This window comes from Aeribacillus sp. FSL K6-8394, from assembly GCF_038008865.1.
GTDB classification, from domain to species: Bacteria; Bacillota; Bacilli; order Bacillales; family Aeribacillaceae; genus Aeribacillus; species Aeribacillus composti.
Window position 1 is genome coordinate 91534 of record NZ_JBBPAA010000001.1, and the last position, 22250, is coordinate 113783.

General features: G+C 40.7%; 19 protein-coding genes. 17 read left to right on the forward strand and 2 right to left on the reverse strand.

Translation table 11 applies throughout. The features are described from left to right. Positions 1-13: 13 nt before the first annotated feature. From NSR00_RS00400 to clpB, 11 genes are all read left to right on the forward strand, one after another. The gene (locus tag NSR00_RS00400; protein ID WP_340789091.1) at positions 14-763 is read left to right on the forward strand and encodes an alpha/beta fold hydrolase; all 750 of its coding nucleotides are present in this window, start codon (positions 14-16) and stop codon (positions 761-763) included. Positions 764-829: 66 nt separating this feature from the next. Continuing rightward, complete coding sequence (locus tag NSR00_RS00405; RefSeq protein ID WP_063387022.1) at positions 830-1138, forward strand: metal-sulfur cluster assembly factor; 309 nt, start codon at positions 830-832, stop codon at positions 1136-1138. Positions 1139-1465: 327 nt separating this feature from the next. Beyond that, positions 1466-2503, forward strand: a complete 1038-nt coding sequence (argC, locus tag NSR00_RS00410; protein ID WP_340786132.1) for an N-acetyl-gamma-glutamyl-phosphate reductase — start codon at positions 1466-1468, stop codon at positions 2501-2503. 18 nt (positions 2504-2521) lie between these two features. Further along, positions 2522-3742 (forward strand): bifunctional ornithine acetyltransferase/N-acetylglutamate synthase, encoded by a 1221-nt coding sequence (argJ, locus tag NSR00_RS00415; protein WP_340786136.1) that lies wholly within the window; start codon positions 2522-2524, stop codon positions 3740-3742. Next, the gene (gene argB, locus NSR00_RS00420) at positions 3705-4517 is read left to right on the forward strand and encodes an acetylglutamate kinase (protein ID WP_242009260.1); all 813 of its coding nucleotides are present in this window, start codon (positions 3705-3707) and stop codon (positions 4515-4517) included. Before argJ ends, argB begins: the two co-directional genes overlap by 38 nt. Then, on the forward strand, positions 4514-5671 hold the full coding sequence (locus NSR00_RS00425) for an acetylornithine transaminase (RefSeq protein ID WP_340786140.1): 1158 nt from the start codon (positions 4514-4516) through the stop codon (positions 5669-5671). The genes argB and NSR00_RS00425 overlap by 4 nt, the downstream gene beginning before the upstream one ends. 57 nt (positions 5672-5728) lie before the next feature. Continuing rightward, complete coding sequence (locus tag NSR00_RS00430) at positions 5729-6793, forward strand: carbamoyl phosphate synthase small subunit (protein WP_340786143.1); 1065 nt, start codon at positions 5729-5731, stop codon at positions 6791-6793. After that, positions 6786-9863: a carbamoyl phosphate synthase large subunit gene (locus tag NSR00_RS00435; RefSeq protein ID WP_340786146.1), complete on the forward strand. Its 3078-nt coding sequence runs from the start codon at positions 6786-6788 to the stop codon at positions 9861-9863. The genes NSR00_RS00430 and NSR00_RS00435 overlap by 8 nt, the downstream gene beginning before the upstream one ends. After that, positions 9860-10780, forward strand: a complete 921-nt coding sequence (gene argF / locus NSR00_RS00440; protein ID WP_340786149.1) for an ornithine carbamoyltransferase — start codon at positions 9860-9862, stop codon at positions 10778-10780. Before NSR00_RS00435 ends, argF begins: the two co-directional genes overlap by 4 nt. Before the next feature lie 1005 nt (positions 10781-11785). Further along, positions 11786-11965: a YjzC family protein gene (locus NSR00_RS00445; RefSeq protein ID WP_063387015.1), complete on the forward strand. Its 180-nt coding sequence runs from the start codon at positions 11786-11788 to the stop codon at positions 11963-11965. A 109-nt stretch (positions 11966-12074) separates the two neighbouring features. Then, positions 12075-14714: an ATP-dependent chaperone ClpB gene (gene clpB / locus NSR00_RS00450; protein WP_340786151.1), complete on the forward strand. Its 2640-nt coding sequence runs from the start codon at positions 12075-12077 to the stop codon at positions 14712-14714. Positions 14715-15256: 542 nt separating this feature from the next. On the opposite strand, the gene NSR00_RS00455 is transcribed toward clpB, so the two are convergent. Beyond that, a complete protein-coding gene (locus NSR00_RS00455; RefSeq protein WP_063387013.1) occupies positions 15257-15439 on the reverse strand; it encodes a YjzD family protein in 183 nt (60 codons plus the stop codon). Between the two features lie 146 nt (positions 15440-15585). On the opposite strand from NSR00_RS00455, the gene NSR00_RS00460 reads away from it, so the two are divergent. From NSR00_RS00460 to NSR00_RS00470, 3 genes are all read left to right on the forward strand, one after another. After that, a complete protein-coding gene (locus tag NSR00_RS00460; RefSeq protein ID WP_063387012.1) occupies positions 15586-16323 on the forward strand; it encodes a hypothetical protein in 738 nt (245 codons plus the stop codon). Between the two features lie 138 nt (positions 16324-16461). Continuing rightward, a complete protein-coding gene (locus tag NSR00_RS00465) occupies positions 16462-17310 on the forward strand; it encodes a hypothetical protein (RefSeq protein ID WP_340786156.1) in 849 nt (282 codons plus the stop codon). 274 nt (positions 17311-17584) lie between these two features. After that, complete coding sequence (locus tag NSR00_RS00470) at positions 17585-18535, forward strand: BMP family ABC transporter substrate-binding protein (protein ID WP_066248363.1); 951 nt, start codon at positions 17585-17587, stop codon at positions 18533-18535. A 55-nt stretch (positions 18536-18590) separates the two neighbouring features. On the opposite strand, the gene NSR00_RS00475 is transcribed toward NSR00_RS00470, so the two are convergent. Further along, positions 18591-18863, reverse strand: coding sequence for a hypothetical protein (locus tag NSR00_RS00475; RefSeq protein ID WP_340786158.1), 273 nt, complete (start codon positions 18861-18863; stop codon positions 18591-18593). Between the two features lie 213 nt (positions 18864-19076). Here NSR00_RS00475 and NSR00_RS00480 point away from each other — a divergent pair, with 213 nt between their 5' ends. The 3 genes from NSR00_RS00480 to NSR00_RS00490 all read left to right on the forward strand — a co-directional run bounded on the left by NSR00_RS00480 (position 19077) and on the right by NSR00_RS00490 (position 22236). Further along, positions 19077-20009, forward strand: a complete 933-nt coding sequence (locus tag NSR00_RS00480) for a beta-ketoacyl-ACP synthase III (protein WP_063387008.1) — start codon at positions 19077-19079, stop codon at positions 20007-20009. Between the two features lie 69 nt (positions 20010-20078). Further along, positions 20079-21323: a beta-ketoacyl-ACP synthase II gene (gene fabF / locus NSR00_RS00485; protein WP_063387007.1), complete on the forward strand. Its 1245-nt coding sequence runs from the start codon at positions 20079-20081 to the stop codon at positions 21321-21323. Positions 21324-21456: 133 nt separating this feature from the next. Further along, positions 21457-22236 (forward strand): DUF2268 domain-containing protein, encoded by a 780-nt coding sequence (locus tag NSR00_RS00490; RefSeq protein ID WP_063387006.1) that lies wholly within the window; start codon positions 21457-21459, stop codon positions 22234-22236. Positions 22237-22250 lie beyond the last annotated feature (14 nt).

Sequence of the window (22250 nt, forward strand, 5' to 3'; positions counted from 1 at the left end):
TGTTGAACATACGATGGCGGACAATATCCCTGTACTGCATGTATGCAAAGAAGATTTTATAAAAGATGAGCTGCCGCTTGTTGTGTTTATCCATGGATTTACGAGCGCAAAAGAGCATAATTTGCACATTGCCTATCTTTTGGCGGAAAAAGGTTTACGAGTAGTATTGCCTGATGCGAAATTTCACGGAGAGAGGGATGAGAATCTTTCAGAGGCTGACTTAAATTTAAATTTTTGGAATATTGTTATCAGTTCTGTTAAAGAGCTCGAAAAAATAAAAAATTATTTTTTTGAAAAAAAATTGATTGACGGGAAAAATATAGGGGTAGCGGGAACTTCCATGGGCGGTGTTGCTACACTTGGAGCGCTCACCCAATATCCGTGGATCAAAGCTGCTGTCAGTTTAATGGGCAGCCCACATTATCAAAAATTTTTCAAATATCTTGTGGACTCCTATCAAAAAGCAGGCTATACCTTTCCGTTGTCTGAAGAAGAAATTCAGCAGCAATTTGATGCGTTGTATGAGTATGATTTATCCGTACATAAAGAAGCGTTATGCAACCGCCCCCTTTTGTTTTGGCACGGGATGAAGGATCAAGTTGTACCATTCGCTCCTACTTATCAATTTTATGAAGAGATAAAGCCGTTGTATGCTGACAATCCGGAACATTTGGCATTTATTGCGGAAAAGGATGCAGGGCATAAGGTGTCTCGAAAAGGGGTGCTAGAAACGGTTGAATGGTTTGTACGGCATTTGAGGTAGAAAATTTTTAATGTGACATAAACTTCGATATAATGATATTAACGAATATAAGAGGAGTGGATCGAAATGGATGAAGCGCTGAAGGAAAATATAATGGGTGCTCTTGAACAAGTTATTGACCCAGAACTCGGCATTGACATTGTCAATTTAGGATTAATATATGATTTGGAACTGAACGATGAAGGAGTCCTCAAAGTAACTATGACATTGACGGCAATGGGATGCCCCCTTGCTGGAACAATTGTTCAACAAGTAAAAGCTGCGCTTGACGGAATTCCAGAAATCAAAGATGTCGATGTCAACATCGTTTGGAATCCACCTTGGACGAAGGACCGAATGTCCAGATACGCAAAAATTGCCTTGGGTATTCAATAAAAACTTATGCAGACTGGCGGAAAAGGCCAGTCTTTTTTATGCAAATGTTTTATCAATTTGACTGCAAGTGTCATTATGTTTTTATTTTCGTCTTTATCGCTTCTTTTGTTTATCTCATCACCATAATGGAGTTTTTATCCCGAAACATAATTTGCATTTTTTCTTCAGCATGGCATATCCGGATAATTTGCAAGGGATTCCCTGCTCTCTACTACATTAAGAATCCTTGTTTTTGAACAGAAAAATTATAAATATACAATTGATTTTATTTTTATACAGTATTATAATGGTAACTAATTTAACGGAATGAATTGAAGGTGATTGAGGTTGAATATAGGAATTATCGGGGCAACAGGATATGGCGGTGTGGAACTTTATCGAATTTTAGCCAATCATCGGTATGTCGAAAACATTCATTTATATACATCTTCAGCAGAAAAAAAGAGCTATATTGACGAATATCCGCATTTATCCCATATAAAAGAAAATGAACTAAAACCGCTAGAGCCGGATCAAATAAAAGAAGAAAATGATGTTGTTTTTCTTGCGACGCCGTCGGGGATATCGGCTTCACTGACGACGGAATTGCTTGACGATCAATTGAAAATCATCGACTTATCAGGCGATTTAAGGTTAAAAAATAGTGATGATTATGAAAAATGGTATAAAAAAGCACCAGCGCCTGAAATGCTTTTGCAGGAAGCGGTATACGGCTTGACAGAGCTGTATCGTGAGGATATTAAGAACGCTAAAATTTTGGCGAATCCTGGATGCTATCCAACTGCAACCTTGCTTGGCCTAGCACCGCTTGTGCGGGAAAAAATCGTCAAAGAGAACTCGATCATTGTTGATGCAAAATCGGGTGTTTCAGGTGCAGGTCGAAACGCTTCGCTTGCTACAAGCTTTGTTGAAATACAAGATAATTTCAAAATTTATAAAGTACATCAGCATCAGCATATACCGGAAATTGAACAGGAGCTTCATAAGTGGGACGAGAAAGTCGGCTTCATTTCGTTCAGCACCCACTTAGTGCCGATGACAAGAGGGATTATGGCGACAATGTATATTGAATTATTAGAAGAATGGAATACTTCAAAATTAGTAGATTTATATGAATCATTTTATAAACATTCACCATTTGTGAGAGTGCGTACAAACGGAACGTTCCCAAGCACAAAGGAAGTGTACGGCTCGAATTATTGCGATATCGGTCTTGCATTTGATCAAAGAACAAGTCGGTTGACAGTCGTATCTGTCATTGACAATTTGATGAAAGGCGCTGCAGGGCAGGCAGTGCAAAATTTCAACATTATGTCAGGATTCCAAGAAAATGAAGGACTAAACTTTTTGCCAGTATATCCATAACATCAAGGAGGACTTCTAGTGACAACCAAAATAAGAAAAATAGACAACGGTTCAATTACAACACCGAAAGGCTTTTATGCAGGTGGCTATGAAGCGCACATCCGCTACACTCATAAAAAAGACATCGGCATCATTTATAGTGACGTTTCAGCAACAGCTGCAGCTGTTTACACACAAAACGTTGTGCAAGCTGCCCCAATTTTTGTGACAAAAGAGAGCATTGCAAAGGAAAACAAAATTCAAGCGGTGATTGTCAACAGCGGCAACGCCAATGCCTGTACAGGCGAAAAAGGTTTAAGCGATGCATACGCAATGCGGAAATGGACGGCTGAAAAGCTTGGAATTGCAGATCATCTTGTGGCTGTCGCTTCAACAGGAGTAATTGGCGAATATTTAAACATGGAAAAAGTCCAAGAGGGGATCAACAATATTGAATATGAACGTTCATCAGCAGGAGCCAAAAGCTTTGCCGAGGCTATTTTGACAACAGATACGTTTGAAAAGACTGCCTGCTATCAATTTGAAATCGAGGGAAAACAGGTGACCATCGGCGGAGCAGCTAAAGGATCGGGGATGATTCATCCCAACATGGCGACAATGCTTGGGTTTTTGACGACAGATGCGAATATCGATGAAAAATCGCTGCAGCAAGCTTTTCGAGAAGTTATCGATGAAACGTTTAATCAAATAACCGTTGACGGCGATACATCAACAAATGATATGGTGCTTGTTTTAGCAAACGGAAAAGCTGAACACTCAATGCTGACGGAAGAGCATCCAGATTGGCCTGTTTTTAAAGAGGCGTTGAGAAAAGTAAGCGAAGATTTAGCAAAGCAAATTGCCAGAGACGGTGAAGGTGCGACAAAATTGATTGAAGTTTCTGTTAATGGGGCTAAATCAAAGCAGGAAGCGAACATCATGGCCAAGACGATTGTCGGATCCTCCCTCGTCAAAACTGCAATATATGGAAAAGATGCGAACTGGGGAAGAATCTTGTGCGCCGCCGGCTACAGCGGAGCGGAATTCGATCCGAATCAAATGGAAGTGTATCTCGGCCATATCTTATTATTTAAAAACGGATTGCCAGTTTCATTTTCGGAACAAGAAGCGATCCAATATTTGGATCAGGAAATCGTAGAAATCAAGGTAATGTTAAATAATGGTGAAGTACAAGGAAAAGCATGGGGATGTGATTTAACATATGAGTATGTCAAAATCAATGCAAGTTACCGGACATGATAAACCGATTGTTGTCATTAAGCTTGGCGGCAGCATGCTGGAACAGCTGTCAGAAAGCTTTTTAGACAGCATAAAAGAACTGTTAACTACGAAACGGGTCATTATCGTCCACGGTGGAGGACCGGACATTAACAATATGTTGACAAAATTAAATGTAAAAAGCGAGTTTTACAACGGCATGCGTAAAACGACAAAAGAAGTGCTTGAAATTGCAGAAATGGTTCTTTCAGGAAAAATTAACAAACAGCTTACGGCTCTGTTGACACAAAAAAGTGTGAAAGCGATCGGTCTTTCAGGCACTGATGGTCAGCTAATTGTCTCGTCATTTTTAGATGAAGAAAATCTTGGCTTTGTCGGCAAAGTCGAGCAGATTAATGATGAACTATTGCGTTCGCTGCTAATTCTTGACTATGTTCCAGTCATTGCCCCGATCGGCATAACGGCGGATGGGCAAAAATTAAATATCAACGCAGATCTGGCTGCTAGTGCAATTGCTGAAAAAATAAATGCGGAACAGCTGCTGTTTGTGACGAATGTTCCGGGAATTTTACATGACGGCAAGCTTATTGAAGAAGCGACGGAAACGATGATCGAAAAACTCATTGAACAGAAGGTTATTTACGGCGGGATGATTCCGAAAGTACAGGCGGCTTTAGATGCGCTTTCTGATCAGCTTGAGCATGTGATGATTGTGAGCGGCAACGACCGTATTTTTAAGGAAGGGAAAATGATCGGGACGAAAATTACGAAAAAACGAGAGGTCGTGGTCAAATGAGTTATTTATTTCCAACCTATGCGAAGTGGGATGTGGCGATTGAAAAAGCAGAAGGAAGCTATGCATATGATGCAAACGGAAAAAAATATTTAGATTTTATTTCCGGAATTGCTGTATGCAACCTGGGTCATTGTCCGAAGCAAGTGGCGGATGCCATCACTGAACAGCTGCAAAAGGTATGGCATACTTCTAATCTTTTTCATATCCCCCTTCAAGAAGAGGTTGCCAAGCAATTGGTGGAGCATTCAAGCGGAGATGCCGTATTTTTTGCGAACAGCGGCGCCGAAGCGAATGAAGCCGCCATTAAACTGGCTAGAAAACATACCGGCAAACATAAAATCATTACATTTTACCAGTCTTTTCACGGCAGAACATTTGCGACTATGACGGCTACTGCTCAAGAAAAAGTACATAAAGGGTTCGGTCCTCTCATTCCTACGTTCGAATATCTTCCTTACAATGATGCAGCTGTGGTGAAAAACATTCATGATGAGGATATAGCTGCTTTTATGCTGGAAGTGGTTCAGGGCGAGGGAGGAGTTATTCCTGCAACGAAGGAATTTTTACAGGCAGTAGAAGAAAAGTGCAGGGAGATCGGCGCATTATTCATCGTCGATGAGGTGCAAACTGGAATCGGACGCACCGGAAAAGCATTCGGCTACCAGCATTACGGCATTTCTCCGGATATTATCACTGTCGCCAAAGGATTGGGAAGCGGATTTCCTGTCGGAGCCATGATCGGAAAACAAGAATTGATCGAAAGTTTTTCACCGGGAACACACGGTTCAACGTTCGGCGGGAATTATTTGGCTATGGCAGCTGCGAAAGCAACTTTGGAAACTGTTTTTCAGCCAAGCTTTTTGCAAAGCGTTCAGGAAAAAGGTCAGCGGCTGTTCGAAGGTCTATCAGAACACTTGAGAGATGTGCCTACTGTAAAAAAAGTGCGGGGTAAAGGATTGCTGCTTGGAATTGAGCTGGATATTGAGGTCAATAAAGTGCTTGCTTCTTTAAGAGAAGAAGGGCTTCTAGCACTTTCAGCTGGATCCAATGTGTTACGGCTTCTTCCTCCGCTCACTGTTTCGAATGAAGAAATTGATTTAGGACTGGGCATTATTGCTTCTGTTTTGAAAAAAGAAAAAATCTTCTCTTCCTAAAAGAGGAGAATTTTCTTGCAAATCGTTGTATAAATATACATCAAAGAGGTGTTCAATATGCAAGGTTATCTTGTATTAGAAGATGGAACAGTTTTTGAAGGCAAGATGGATGAAATCGTGTCTCCTGTTAAAGGGGAACTCGTTTTTTATACAGGAATGACAGGATATCAAGAGGTGTTGACAGATCCTTCCTACAAAGATCAAATCGTCGTTTTTACGTATCCGCTTATTGGCAATTACGGCATCAATGATCAAGATTTTGAAAGCAAAAAGCCGCAGGTGAAAGGGGTCATCCTTTTTCAGCTGACTGAACACTATTCCCATTATAAAGCGAACCGTTCATTAAAAGACTATTTACAAAAATGGAATATTCCTTATTTAACAAATGTTGACACGAGAGCTGTTGTCAAACAAATCCGATCAAAAGGGACATTGCATGCGGTCATTTCAAAAGACAAACAATACGACTCTCAGGATAAGCTCTCCGATTTTCCGATTCGCGACGTTTCTGCAAGCGAAATCGAAACGTTTGGCAATGGTGCGACACACATTGCGCTAATTGATTTTGGATTTAAAAAATCGATTTTGAATTCTTTGCTGAAAAGAGGCTGTAAAGTTTCAGTCGTTCCGTTTCATCAAATGGAAAAAGTGTTTGAAATCAAGCCGCATGGCATCGTGCTGTCGAACGGACCGGGCGATCCAAAGCAAATGAAAAATTATTTTTCAACATTAAACCAATTGATGAAGCAATATCCGACGCTCGGGATTTGTTTAGGGAATCAGCTGATTGCCCTGTCGTTTGGCGGGAATACAACAAAGCTCAGATTCGGGCACCGCGGAGCAAACCATCCGGTAATTGATCAAAAAACAGGAAACGTATTTATTACATCACAAAACCACAACTATGTGGTGGATAAAAAAAGCTTGGAAAAAACACCTCTTAAATTGCGATATACAAATGTCAATGACGGCTCAGTTGAAGGGCTTGAGCATGAAAAATTGAAAGTCATGTCTGTTCAATTTCATCCGGAAGCCCATCCAGGACCGGAAGATGCTAGTTTTATTTTTGATGAATTTTTAGACACATATGTAGCAGCAGGGAGAGAAAAAGTCTATGCCTAAAGATACATCATTAAACAAAATACTAGTGATCGGTTCAGGTCCGATCATTATCGGCCAAGCGGCGGAATTTGACTATTCTGGGACACAGGGATGCTTGGCGTTAAAAGAAGAAGGATTTGAAGTTGTACTTGTTAATAACAATCCTGCAACGATTATGACTGATACGAAAATTGCCGATGCGGTCTATTCAGAGCCGCTTACGGTGGAAAGCATTGAAAAAATAATTGCAAAAGAACGTCCAGACGGCCTTTTGGCAACATTGGGGGGCCAGACGGCTTTAAATCTAGCTGTGGAGCTTGATCAGGCAGGGATTTTGCAAAAATACGGCTTGAAACTGCTCGGAACCTCGATCGAATCGATTCAAAAAGGGGAGGACCGGGAGCTATTTCGAAAGCTGATGATTGATTTGAACGAGCCGATCCCGGAAAGCAAAATTGTGGAGGATGTTCCGTCCGCCCTTCAATTTGCTGATGAAATTGGTTTTCCGATTATCATTCGTCCGGCTTATACGCTTGGCGGCAAAGGCGGAGGCATCGCCTACAACCGAGAAGAGTTTATTTCCATTGTCACAAATGGACTTAAAATGAGCCCAATCAATCAAGTGCTTGTGGAAAGAAGCATTGCCGGATTTAAGGAAATCGAATATGAAGTGATGCGCGATGCAAAAGGTACTTGTATTACCGTCTGCAATATGGAAAACATTGATCCAGTCGGAATTCATACTGGGGATTCGATCGTTGTTGCTCCATCTCAAACATTAACAGATGAAGAATATCAAATGCTCCGGCAGGCGGCTTTGAAAATTATCGATGCATTAAAGGTAGTCGGGGGTTGCAACATTCAGTTTGCACTTGACCCTGAAAGCAAGCAATATTACGTGATTGAGGTCAACCCTAGGGTAAGTCGCTCTTCCGCACTTGCTTCGAAAGCGACCGGTTACCCAATTGCCAGAATGGCTGCAAAGCTAGCTGTTGGCTACTCATTAGCGGAGCTGAAGAACCCGTTAACGATGTCGACATATGCCAGCTTTGAACCTGCACTTGACTATGTAGTTGTCAAATTTCCGCGCTGGCCGTTTGATAAATTTACAAAAGCAGATCGGAAGCTTGGAACAAAGATGAAAGCAACCGGCGAAGTGATGGCGATCGAACGGACGATGGAAGCCGCTCTGCAAAAAGCTGTGGAATCGTTGGAATTAAATAATATCGGCATTTATTTGCCTAAGCTTGTGAAAGAAGATACGTCAGCTCTTATTAACCGCCTCCAGCATGCAGATGATGAACGCTTTTTCATCTTAATGGAGCTGTTAAGAAGAGGAGTTTCTATAGATGAGCTTCACAGCCAGACAAAAATTGACTATTATTTCTTGCATGTTTTCAACCATCTAATTGAACTTGAAGGAAAAGCGAAAAAAGAAAAGCTGTCTCCAAGCCTTTTAAAAGAACTGAAATTTTTCGGTTTTTCCGACCGTTCGATTTCATATTGGCAAAAGACAGAAGAAAAAGAAATACGAAAGCTCCGCAAAAAGTGGGGGATTAAAGCCATATTCAAAATGGTTGATACATGTGCCGCAGAATTTGAAGCGAGAACAAATTATTTCTATTCTACGTACGTTTTCGGTGAAAACGAAGCTGTCTCCACAAGCGGAAAGAAGAAGGCGCTTGTCATTGGTTCCGGCCCGATTCGCATCGGACAGGGAGTTGAGTTTGACTACAGTGCTGTTCACTGCATTCAAACATTGCAAAAGCTTGGATATGACGCGATCATGATCAACAATAATCCTGAGACGGTCAGCACTGATTATGAAACAGCGGATCGATTATATTTTGAGCCGTTAACAGTCGAACATATATTAAATGTTGTTGAAAATGAAAACATTGACGTAACGCTCGTCCAATTTGGCGGCCAGACGGCGATCAACTTAGCAGAGAAGCTTGAAAAAGCAGGCGTGAAGCTGCTTGGTACAACTTCTGAGCTTCTGGACATATTGGAGGATCGAGAAAGATTTTATCAGCTATTAGACGAAACGAATATCCCGCACATTCAAGGAGCAATGGCACATACAAAAGAGGAGGCGATATCGGAAGCGAAAAAGCTGCGGTATCCGATCCTGTTAAGACCTTCATATGTTATTGGCGGAAAAGGCATGGTGAAGGTAAAAAATCAAGAAGAGCTGCTTTCGTTAGTGGAGCAGACGGACGAAAATCATTTTCCTCTTCTTTTAGATGAATTCCTTTTTGGTCAGGAAGCGGAGGTTGATTTAATAGCTGACGGGAAAAATGTGTTTATTCCGGGATTTATGGAGCATATCGAGCCCGCTGGTGTTCATTCTGGCGATAGTTATGCGATTTTTCCAGCTGTGTCGTTGTCAAAAGAAATAAAAGAAAAAATGACCGACTATGCGGAAAGAATGGTTCAACATTTGCAATATAAAGGCATTATGAACATTCAATTTTTAATTGATGGTCAGGACGTTTGTGTGCTGGAAGTGAATCCACGTGCGAGCCGGACTGTACCGATCGTCAGCAAAGTTGCCGGAGTGCCGTTAGTAGATCTTGCGACAACCATTTTAACCGGAAAAATGTTAACTGACTTACATCCTCAAATAGCAGCCCATGAATATGTGGCTATTAAATATCCGGTATTTTCAACGCACGCCCATTCAGATGTCGATATGAAACTAGGTCCGGAAATGAAATCGACGGGCGAAGGAATGTGTGTCGGCAAATCTGTGGAGGAAGCGATGCGGAAGGTATTCGATCATTTATTTCCAATTCATTCGGATGGTATTTTTGTGGATGGAGATAAGAAAGATGATGTACTCGATTATATAAAACCGGTAACGGATAATTTTGAAAGTTGGCTTGAGAAAAAAGAAGCGGTGCTTTATTATAATCCGGAAGAAAACGATCAGGCAAAGGTAAGACGACAAAAAGCACTTGAGCGGGGAATTATGGTATTGACGGAAGAAGCATCATTTCAGGCATTTTTAAGTGCACTAACAGTTAGCAAATACACGCCTATTTCTTTACATGAACTGTCAGATAAAGGAGTCGAAATGAGTTTATGAGCACACTTAAAGGTCGTAACGTTTTAAAGCTGCTTGATTTTACATCAGAAGAAATTCAATATTTGCTCGAGGAAGCATTGAAATTAAAGCAAAATCCGCTATCAAACGTCCTTCATGGGAAAACGCTGGCGATGATTTTCGAAAAATCATCCACTCGAACTCGTGTCTCCTTTGAAGTAGGAATGCTGCAATTAGGGGGACATGCGCTTGCTCTTTCTTCAAAAGAGCTTCAGCTCGGGCGCGGTGAGACAATCGCTGATACAGCGAGAGTATTGTCGCGATATGTGGATGCCATTCTTCTCCGCACAACTGACCATAATCGGGTCAAAGAGCTTGCCGAATATGCAACTGTCCCTGTCATCAATGGTTTGTGCGACTTGTACCATCCTTGCCAAGCGTTAGCTGATTTATTGACAATTTATGAGCTGAAAGGCAAATTTTCAGGCGTAAAAGTCGTTTATGTTGGCGACGGTAACAATGTCGCCCACTCCCTTATGGTTGGCTGCGCAAAAGTTGGCGCTCATTTTACGATCGCAGCCCCAGAAGGCTATGAGCCAAATGAAAGCATTTTGAAACAGGCGAAAGAAATTGCTGGCGAAACGGGCGTAAAAGTCGAATTAATTCATAATCCAGACGAAGCGGTTCAGGATGCTGATATTATTTATACGGACGTTTGGGTCAGCATGGGACAGGAAGAAGAAACAGAAGCAAGAATGAAAGCATTTAAACCGTTTCAAGTAAATCAATCCTTGCTGGCAAAAGCAAAACGAGATGTAAGCTTCCTTCACTGCCTGCCGGCTGCGCGCGGTTTGGAAGTGACAGATGAAGTGATGGACGGAAGCCAATCAGCGGTATTTTTGCAGGCCGAAAACCGCCTTCATGCGCAAAAAGCAATTTTAAAAGAAATTATGGCTTAACAAGATCTTTCGTTGATAAAGCAGGATGATCTCCTGCTTTTTTTCTTGTGCGCCCGGCACGGCATGGGTGTAATCTATAGGGTGAAAGTCCCGAGCTGCGAAGGCAGAAGTAGCAGTTAGCTTAACGCAAGGGTGTCCGTGGTGACGCGGAATCTGAAGGAAGCGAGCGGCAAACTTTAAGGTCTCTCGGAACACGAACTTCATATGAGGCTAGGTATCACTGGGTGAGTTTGCAAGACAAAACAAAGCCCTTTCTGCCGAAGGTGATACAGAGTAAATGAAGCAGATGGATGGAAGGAAAGATTACACTCTTACCCGGGGAGGTCTGGCGGATATGTGAAGTACGCTTCATAACCTACTTAGTGATAAGTAGCTGAACCGTCAGAAGTCAGCAGAGGTCATAGTATTAGTTGGTCTAGAACAACTAAGAAGGACCGAACAATTAAGAGAGAATAGCCCTTGGCATTCAGTGAGTCATGATGAACACAGAAAACGTAGTACCTCACTTGAGGGAGGAAGCGGTGAATCCCGTGGGAGATCTCTTGGAGGGTGGAGTGACCACTGGCATAAAGAGAACAGCTATTCACGGAAGTTATAAAGACTTGCGTCAATTATCTTAATTGAACCGCCGTATACGGAACCGTACGTACGGTGGTGTGAGAGGACGGGAGTTAATCGCTCCCTCCTACTCGATTTGAAACCGGGGCGAAAGGTTTTACTCTACTGCATGTATATCCAGACAAAAAAGAACGACAGTGAGACGATTTTGGAAATAATTATAAATGATGATTCTCACAGAAACAGTAAAAAGAGCTTTTGACCCAGCATTCGGTGCTTGCACGCTTAAACGATTTTTTCAAAAGGATGCCATATGCAGTGAGTTCGATTTTGGGCGTTGAGTAAAGTTTCGAAGTACATCACATAATGAAAATTATCAAAGGTGTTTCTGTCTATACATGAAAAATCTTCTGATAGCCAACAATAATGTCCAAGGAGGGATGATTCATGGGTCAAAATCGTCAATTCAGACCTGGTCAAAAAGCACCTAACAACGGAATTTACATCGAAGTCGGCGAGACCGGATCGATGGTGGTCGATCCCAAAAAGGTTGAACTCAAAGCAGGAGATCGATTCCCCGAAACATCCAACCATAATCGGGTTTGGACCTATAAGCGCAAGCCGTAATATTTCGAACAACGCTAAGCCATTCTGAAAACGAATGGCTTTACTTGATTTATAAAGAAGTTATAATAAAATTAAAGGTCAAAAAAAGTCAAAATAGGGGCGTTTCGGTATGGATGTAAATCAATTCACGGAGAAGCTGCAAAAAGGTCTGGTAGAAGCTCAAAAAATCGCAAAAGAACATGAACATCAAGAAGTGGATGAATTTCATATTTTACTTGCTTTTCTGCGGCAGTCTGACGGGATTTTTCCAAGAATTTTAGAAAAACTTAAATGTCCTGTACAACAAATTGAGGCAGCGATCAACGAGTATTTACAAAAAAAGCCGAAAGTATCTGTTCACGGAAACGGTGAGGTAAATATTTATATTTCCCGTACTCTTTCAGAAGCTTTTGCAAAAGCGGACGAAATAAGGAAAGATTTTCAAGATGATTATTTATCAGTTGAACATATTATATTGGCATTTTCCGAATCGAGCTCAAAAGAAGTGAGAGAGCTTTTTCAGCAATATCAATTAACAAAAGCTGCCATATTGAAAGTGTTAAAGGAAATAAGGGGGAATGCTCGGGTGACATCACCTAATCCAGAAAGCACTTATGAAGTATTGGAGAAATACGGCCGTGATTTAGTTAAAGAGGTGAAAGAAGGAAAAATTGACCCTGTCATTGGCCGTGATCAAGAAATTCGGCGCGTGATCCGAATTTTATCAAGAAAAACGAAAAACAACCCGGTGTTAATCGGTGAACCAGGGGTTGGAAAAACAGCGATCGTGGAAGGATTAGCCCATCGGATTGTACGAAAAGATGTACCGGAGGGATTAAAAGATAAAACAATATTTGCTTTAGATATGAGCTCGCTCATTGCGGGAGCCAAGTTTCGCGGAGAATTTGAAGAAAGATTAAAAGCTGTTTTGCAAGAAATTAAAAAGAGCGATGGACGGATTATTTTATTTATTGATGAATTGCACACAATAGTCGGGGCCGGCAAAACAGAAGGAGCGATGGATGCCGGCAACATGTTAAAGCCGATGCTTGCGAGAGGTGAGCTGCACTGCATAGGAGCAACGACACTTGATGAACATCGCAAGTATATTGAAAAAGATCCGGCGCTTGAGCGGCGTTTTCAACAGGTGCTTGTGAGCGAACCGTCTGTGGAAGACACGATTTCTATTTTACGAGGACTAAAAGAACGGTTTGAAATCCATCATGGAGTCAAAATTCATGATTCGGCGATTGTAGCTGCGAGTGAGCTCTCGCACCGCTATATTACAGAACGCTTCCTGCCTGATAAAGCGATTGATTTAATCGATGAAGCATGCGCGATGATCCGCACGGAAATAGATTCAATGCCGACAGAACTTGATGAAGTGACGAGAAGGATTATGCAGCTTGAAATTGAAGAGGCTGCATTGAAAAAAGAAACGGATGACATCAGCCGAATCAGATTGGAAGAGTTGCAAAAGGAACTTGCAAATTTAAAAGAGAAAGCAAATGAAATGAAGGCGAAATGGCAGCTTGAAGTGGAAGGAATTCAACAGCTCAGAAGCTTGAGGGAAGAGCTGGAAAAAGCACGCAGAGATTTAGCTGATGCTGAAAATGAATACGATTTAAACAAAGCGGCTGAGCTGCGCCATGGAAAAATTCCGGCGCTGGAAAAGCAAATCAAGCAGTTGGAAGAAGAAATGAAGCAGAAAGAGGAAAACAAGATGCTTCGCGAGGAAGTAACAGAAGAGGAAATTGCCGGTATTGTGTCAAGATGGACTGGCATTCCGGTAGCAAAGCTTGTACAAGGAGAAAGAGAAAAGCTGCTGAAACTTGAACAAATATTAAAAGAAAGGGTCATCGGGCAAGACGAAGCGGTTGAATTAGTATCGGATGCAGTTTTGCGTGCGCGGGCAGGCATAAAAGATCCGAACAGGCCGATCGGCTCCTTCCTCTTTTTAGGTCCGACAGGGGTCGGGAAAACGGAGCTGGCGAAAGCATTGGCAGAAGCGCTTTTTGACAGCGAGGACGAAATAGTCCGCATTGATATGTCGGAGTATATGGAAAAACATTCTGTCTCAAGGCTGATCGGCGCACCTCCGGGTTATGTCGGATATGAAGAAGGAGGACAGCTGACGGAAAAAGTTCGGAGACATCCGTATTCGGTTATATTACTGGACGAAATCGAAAAGGCTCACCCAGAAGTGTTTAACATATTGCTGCAAATGCTTGATGACGGCAGGGTGACCGATTCGAAAGGAAGAACAGTTGATTTTAAAAATACAGTGATCATTATGACATCCAACATCGGTTCTCAGCATTTGCTCTCCGGTTTAAATGATCAGGGGGAAATAACAGACGAAGCGAAAAAGAAAGTTCTTGATGAGCTTTCCATGCATTTCCGGCCAGAATTTTTAAACCGGATTGATGACACGATCCTGTTCAAGCCTTTAACAATGAACGAAGTAAAAGGAATAGTAGAAAAACTTTTAAAAGAGCTTCAAGCGCGCCTATCCCATAAACAACTTACACTAAAGATTACAGATGAAGCGAAGGAATTCATTGCAAAAAGAGGATTTGATCCTGTATTTGGCGCACGGCCGCTGAAACGGTTTATTCAAAAGCATGTAGAGACAAAACTTGCGAAAGCGGTTATTGCTGGAACCGTTCATGATCGTGACCAAGTTCTGTTAGGGGTAGAAAATGAAGAAATTGTTATAAAAACGGATTTGCATGCTCATGAGAAGAGCGGAGCAGCAAAATTAGAATAGCTATAAATGGATATTAAAACCCTTCTCAATCGAGGAGGGTTCTTTTTTTTGTGCGGACCATGTAGACATAGGAAACTGTGTCCTGGTGGCGGGGAATCTGATTCGGAGACTAAAAACAGGGCGAGATTCCTATCAGGCTAGTTTCATGGGGAGATTGCACAGCTAAGCAAGCCAGATTCTGCCTAAAAGACTAGAAAACTATAATTGGAAAAGTGTAGTGATTTATAAGTTTTTCCGCCAATCTTAGTTGTGCTGACGTATACGTAACAGCTTCATGTAAATTTGCTAGGCTGAAATCTTAATTATACTGACGTATATGTTAACTGGTAAGGGTCTGTCCAAAGACAAATCTCCATTGAAAACAAAAAATCACAGGGGATGTCTTAAGACCAAAAATGACTTATTAGACTATCCCCTTTTTTTTTTGAATTTGTCTATATTATGACGTAACAAGTGAGGCTTCGCCGATAGCAGCAGGCATCTAATCGCTGATTTTCGTTTTAAAAAAAAGAAATTGGCAATTCGCCAATTTCGACAAATTCTTAATGCTCTTCTGAAGGTTCAGCCGGAATTAACTCCCCAATTATAAAGAGAAGTACGGTAAAAACAACAGAGATTATAATTGCTGTTGAAAAATGGAATGCAGAGCCTGTCATGGAAGAAACAACATAGCTGGCCATGTTGACAAGCAAAAACGTCCAAAAAAATGTTGCGAAATATCTCATTATCTTCACCTCGTTTATTCCTGTCTTTACTTATATTATCATACAACATTTTTCATGAAAACGGTTGTTTCGCGATTTTTTTGCGAGCCTTTTTGACATTTCGTACATACATTATAAAAGGTCATCGATGGAAAGGTGGTGGGCAAATGGAAGGTGTTTCGGAAAGATTTTTTCAAATTGAAAACGAGTGGAATGTCATTCATCTTCCGGAAAAGCCGAACGGATTCGGCATCTTGATCATTGGCGATCGAACCCATTTTGTTGAAAATGGTTCAAGCTACTGGCTGGAGCATTACGGGCGGCGTCAGCTGATCAATACGTTAAAAAGCTGCGGATATACATTGTTTCATTCCAATCTTTACGGACGCCATTGGGGGAGCCCTCACGCCGTTTTGTTGGCAAAACAGCTTTATCATCTTGTCATGAAACAAGAAATTTTAAATAAAAAAATCCATATACTGTCTGAAGGTATAGGAGCACTCGTTGCGCTGCAGTTGATGGAAGAGATGCCAAATTCCATCCGTTCATCGGTGATGATCAATCCTTGTTTGGACATAAAAGCCCAAATAGCGGAAGAGAAAAAGAATAAATTTTTTTACAAACAAATGATAAAAGAACTATCAAAAGCTTACCAATTAGATGAAAAAGCTGTCACCCATTATCCCTTTGTCCGTATACAAGACTTTGTATCAAAAATACCTGTAGGCATCTGGCAGAAAATGAACGGAGGAAGCTATTCCTATAAAATTCATGGAAAAAAATATGAGGAATGGAGAAAGCAGCTGAAAGCTCCAATTCAATTCACATTTTATTTCCAGGAAAATATAAATCGGATCCATGATATGATAAGAAGTTTTTACAAAGAGCATGAAAGAATCTTATAGAAATGGAATTGAGGACTGGGCGAAAATGCTCAATAAGTGAGCAGGCTGCCCCCTTTTTGTTTGAAAAGGGCATTGGACTAATCTCTTCTTTTTTCGCATACGATACAATAATAGTTTTTTCATAAAGGAGGTTTCAAAATGTCAACTGCCTTAAAGCAGTGTAAACATATTTTAATTGTTGGGGTTCATCAATTTGAAGGCTTTCATATATGTTCAAAACTGGTAGAGGAAGGATTACTAGTCGATGGAGTGGTAATCGTTCCTAAAAATCCGTTGCAAAAAAAAATATGCGAAGAAGAAATGATGTGGCTCGGGCGGAACGCACATTTTCATTTATTGGAAGAAGACAGCTGGATAGAGGATGCTTCCAAAAAGCAATATGATTTGATTTATTATTGTCAAACAGATCATCAACCGATAGACGATGAAGCTGAAAAACACCGATTGGAAAAAACGGTCGAAATCGCATCCCTCAAGCAGACTCCGATTATTTTTATATTTTCTCTTGAAGGAGAGAATCCGCTGGAATATAGGGATGAAGAAATTGACAGCTGGATGCAGCAAATAGGACAAAAATGGACTTTCCCTTATTTATTTGTTTATCTTCCAACCGTTTTCGGACCTTGGCAGCCGCTAGGCCATTGGATTTCGAACAGTTTGTTGGAATGTACAGGCATCAGCCGTTCTAAGACGAATGCGAATGAAAAAATTGTCATTCGCGACATTCTTCATATTGATGAAATAGTTCCGGTGTTAACAGAATTTGACGAAGATTTGTTTGCGAAAAAAACAATTTACTTGATTTCCGACGACAAAGAGCGCATCAAGAAGGTGATGAGCTTTTTTGACATTTTTCATTACATTTACAAGCCTATATCGAAAAGCGAACATCATTTAGTTGTTCCAAAGACGGTCGAAAACATTGAAAAGAGTTTGCAAGAATTAAAAGATTTTTTCCTGCACAATACACGCAGACTTTATACCTAAATATAAAATTTCTTTACTTCATTGACGGCGTATAGCAAAATAAAAGAGGAATGAAGTGAAACGTGAAAATTTTAGTACTAAATATACATCGTGTTAAAGAGGAAGCTTCCTAGAGAAACGCCTCATAAGCTATATTTCGTGACAATCAAATTGACCGTAAATTCAAAAGATCGTTTTGAACTTAGCTGAGATCGATATGTAATCATTTCGATTATTGAGAAACCTCACCATTTCAATGATGATGCAGTTCACTGGTTTAAAGGAGTTGCTTGGTATGTATAAAAAAATGTTTGTGATCATTTTTATTTTATTATTTCTCGTTGGCTGCGGACAAGCATCAGAAAAAGGAAAACTGAAAAAGGTGGGTTTGCTCGTTCCTGAAACGATTAATGATCAAGTTTGGGGGACAAAAGGGTATAAAGGGCTGTTAAAAATTCAGTCTGAGCTGAATGTAGATGTTTTTTATAAAGAAGGAATGAATTCCGAAGCGGCGGTGAGGGAGGCGGTCGAAGAATTTCACGGAAAGGGAGTTAATTTAATTATCGGGCACGGTCACGAATATGAGGGTTTTTTTAGAGATTTGCTGGATCAATATCCAGATATTCATTTCGTTTTTTTTAATGGTGATGCAAAAGGCCCGAATGCCACAAGTTTAAATTTTGAGGCGCATGCCATGGGCTTTTTCGCAGGAATGGTGGCAGCACATATGACAAAAACAAACGAAATCGGAATTATTGCCGCTTTTGAGTGGCAGCCTGAAGTGGAGGGGTTTTATCAAGGGGCGCAATTTGAAAATCCAAACGTAACCATTCACATTGAATATGTCCAAGGGTTTGATCATGTTGACTTGGCGCTTGAGAAGCTCGATAAGCTTGTCGCAGAAAATGTAGATGTTGTTTATCCGGCAGGCGACAGATACAACGTGCCAGTGATCGAAAAAGTGAAGGAAAAAGGAATATATTCAATTGGCTTTGTTTCAGATCAAAGTGATTTGGGCGAACAAATGGTTTTAACAAGCACAGTACAGCATGTGGATGAGTTGTATTTATTAGTCGCAAAAAAATTTATAAAAGGCGAACTGGAAAGCGGGAATTTATATTTTGATTTTCAAGATGGTGTGATTGATTTAGGGAAGTTCAGCCCTCTAGTAGATAAAGAATTTAAAAATAAAGTTTTAAAATATGTGGAAGAATATAAGAAAACAGGGAAATTGCCTAACGAATAATGCTATGGTGAGATAAATAAAATAAAAATTTTGGGGGATGGTTGAATTCATCCCCTTAATTTTTAAATAGATTTTTAATTTGATTGACGAACGGCTTTATTTCTTTAATGATTGGCTTCAGCTCAGATAATTTTGTCACAATATCATCGACTTGCTCAAAAATTTTTTGATAGTCTGATTGCTCGTTTTGCTCGTTTTTTTCGGAAGTTTTTTCAGAATGAACCGGAAGCTGCCGGCCGAACATAAATTGGGTAAAAAAATCGGGTTCTGGTGCTTCTGCTTTCTCTTTTTCATCTTCCTGCCGCTCGTTTACGTTTTCATCACTCATTCCCGTTTCACCTTCCGTTCTTTTTTCCTTTTCATCCTATTTTATGAAACAAAACTGAGTAAGGAATAGACGATTAACTCAATCTATCAGTCAAAAACAAGAAAACCTGTAGTTAACTGTTATGAAGCATATTGCTATAAGTAGAAAAATAATATAAAATTAGTACCAAGTCATAACATTTGATAATAATTTTTTGTGAAGGAGATGTTCTTGATGAGAGCTGGGATCATCGGGATAGGCCGTTATATACCGGAAAAAGTTGTGACTAACTATGATTTAGAAAAAATCATGGATACGTCTGATGAATGGATTCGAACAAGAACCGGCATTGAAGAGCGGAGAATTGCTTCAGATGATATGAAAACATCGGATTTGGGCGCAAGAGCGGCATTAGAGGCCATTGAAGATGCAAAAATTTCCCCGGAAGAAATCGATATGATAATAGTTGCGACCGCAACACCTGATCAATCCTTTCCGTCAGTTGCCTGTGTTCTGCAGGAAAGACTTGGTGCAAAACGGGCTGCTGCTTTGGACATAAGCGCCGCATGTTCAGGTTTTATTTATGCGATGGCAACGGCAGAGCAGTTTATACAAACAGGAGCTTATAAAAAAATTCTTGTCGTTGGAGCCGAAAAGCTTTCGAAAATTACGGATTGGAATGACCGTTCAACAGGTGTTTTATTTGGGGATGGTGCCGGGGCGGTTGTTTTAGGCGAGGTAAGTGATGACAGAGGGATTCTCTCATTTGAGCTAGGAGCGGACGGAAGCGGCGGCAAGCATTTATATGAAAAAGGCCATATTGTGATGAACGGGCGTGAAGTATTTAAATTTGCTGTGCGGCAGATGGGAGAATCAAGCATTAATGTACTGGAAAAAGCGGGATTAACGAAAGAAGATGTTGACTTTCTCATTCCGCATCAAGCAAATATCCGCATTATGGAAGCCGCCAGACAACGGCTTGAATTGCCGGAGGAGAAAATGTCCAAGACGATTCACAAGTACGGGAATACTTCCGCAGCATCAATACCAATTTCTTTATACGAAGAAGTAAAAGCTGGTAAAATAAAAGATGGTGATCTTATTGTGATGGTCGGCTTCGGCGGAGGTTTAACATGGGGAGCCATTGCATTAAGATGGGGACAGTAAAATCATTCAATCAAAAATAAAAATGCTTTTTTTCCGTCATACAAACCGAAAAAGGCGAGGTGTAATGATATGGAAAAACGTAGAGTAGTTGTAACAGGCATCGGTGCTGTGACACCGATTGGATTGGATGCGAAAACAAGCTGGGAAAATGCTTTGAAAGGTGTATCAGGCATTGGAGAATTGACGAGAGTCGATAAAGACATATTCCCTGTCAAAGTTTCCGCTGAAATAAACGATTTTAAACCTGAAGATTTTATGGATCGGAAAGAAGCGAGGAAAATGGACCGCTTCACACAATTTGCATTAGCCGCCTCGTTGATGGCGCTTGAAGATTCAGGTTTAAAAATAAATAATGAAAACCGTGAACGGGTAGGCGTTTGGATCGGTTCAGGCATAGGCGGAATGGAGACGTATGAACAGCAATTCGAAACTTTTCTGGAAAAAGGTCCGAGACGTGTAAGTCCTTTCTTTGTTCCGATGATGATTCCTGATATGGCAGCCGGACAGGTGTCCATAGCGATCGGCGCGAAAGGTCCAAATTCATGTACAGTCACTGCCTGTGCAACAGGATCAAATTCAATCGGCGATGCCTTTAAAGTAATTCAACGTGGCGATGCCGATGTGATGATTACGGGCGGAACAGAAGCGCCGCTGACCAAGATGGCTTTTGCAGGTTTCAGTGCAGCAAAAGCGTTGTCGACAAATCCTGATCCGAAAACTGCTAGCCGTCCTTTTGACAAAAACCGCGATGGCTTTGTCATGGGAGAAGGTGCAGGAATACTTGTTCTTGAAGAGCTGGAACATGCTTTAAAACGAGGAGCAAACATTTATGCAGAAATCGTCGGCTATGGATCAACAGGCGATGCCTATCACATTACACAACCGGCTCCTGGCGGAGAAGGCGGAGCACGTGCAATGAAAATGGCAATTCAAGATGCAGGCTTAAAACCGGAAGATATCGATTATATTAATGCCCATGGAACAAGCACCGAATATAATGATAAATTTGAAACATCGGCGATTAAAGAAGTTTTTGGCAGCCATGCTTATCAATTAACCGTCAGCTCGACAAAATCGATGACAGGTCATCTCCTTGGAGCAGCAGGAGGAGTTGAAGCCATTTTCACCATTTTAGCAGTGAAAGAAAATATAATTCCTCCGACAATTAATTATGAAACACCTGATCCTGACTGTGACTTGGATTATGCTGTTAATCAGGCTAAACAAAAAACAGTTCGGGCGGCGCTCAGCAATTCCCTTGGTTTCGGAGGACATAACGCCACGCTCGTTTTCAAGAAATTTGAAGAAGCCTGATGTCAACATATAGGAAATTAAGGATTATGTGAAACCGTTATTGCCTAAACAGGCAGTAGCGGTTTTTCTTTTTAAAAAAAATTCAAACATCTTTCTTTTCTAATGAATAGTGTAGAAAAGGAGGTGCGAAGATTTGGGAGTTATTGACACAAAAAACTGGTTGAAGGAAAGCCGGAATCCAATCGAGCTTTGTGAAAAGCTAGAGAAATATTTTCACCATTTACAAGCGGAGGAAATCCATCACTACCTGTCACAATACGGCATGCTTCGAACTGGCTATGAACATTGGCTTGTTAAGGCTGATGATTCGAATATTTGGACAAAAGCAAATAACATTTTTTTGAAGTTAAAGAAAAGATGGAACGGTCCAGATGTCCCTATTTTTATTTTTCCTGTTGAAGAGCGAAAAAGTTTTTTTGGGAGAGATTTTAAAGGTCGTTCGGGGTTGTCTTTTCAGGATAAAATGTTTTTATTTTTATCGCCGGATGTAAAAAATGATGAGCTCATTGCGCTATTGATTCACGAATATCATCATATTTGCAGGCTTAGGAAAAATCCGAAGCACGAAAAAGACTATACGCTTCTTGATGCGATTATTTTGGAAGGTTTGGCGGAGCATACGGTTTACAGAACGATAGGTGAGCAGCATGTAACAAATTGGGTGAAAAAATATTCGAAGAGACAACTATACAGCTGGTGGAAAAATTTAATTGTTCCGAATCAAGACATAAAATGGGATCATCCGTTATTCGATCAGCTTTTGTTCGGAAAAGGCTTTTATCCGACCATGCTTGGATACGCAATTGGATATGATATCGTACAAACGTTTTATAAACAAAAACCGTTTTCAACAAAAGAAAGCTTTTATTTGCCTGCCGAACAATTCGTGGAAAGCTATGAAACAAAGGAATAGATTCCTTTGTTTCT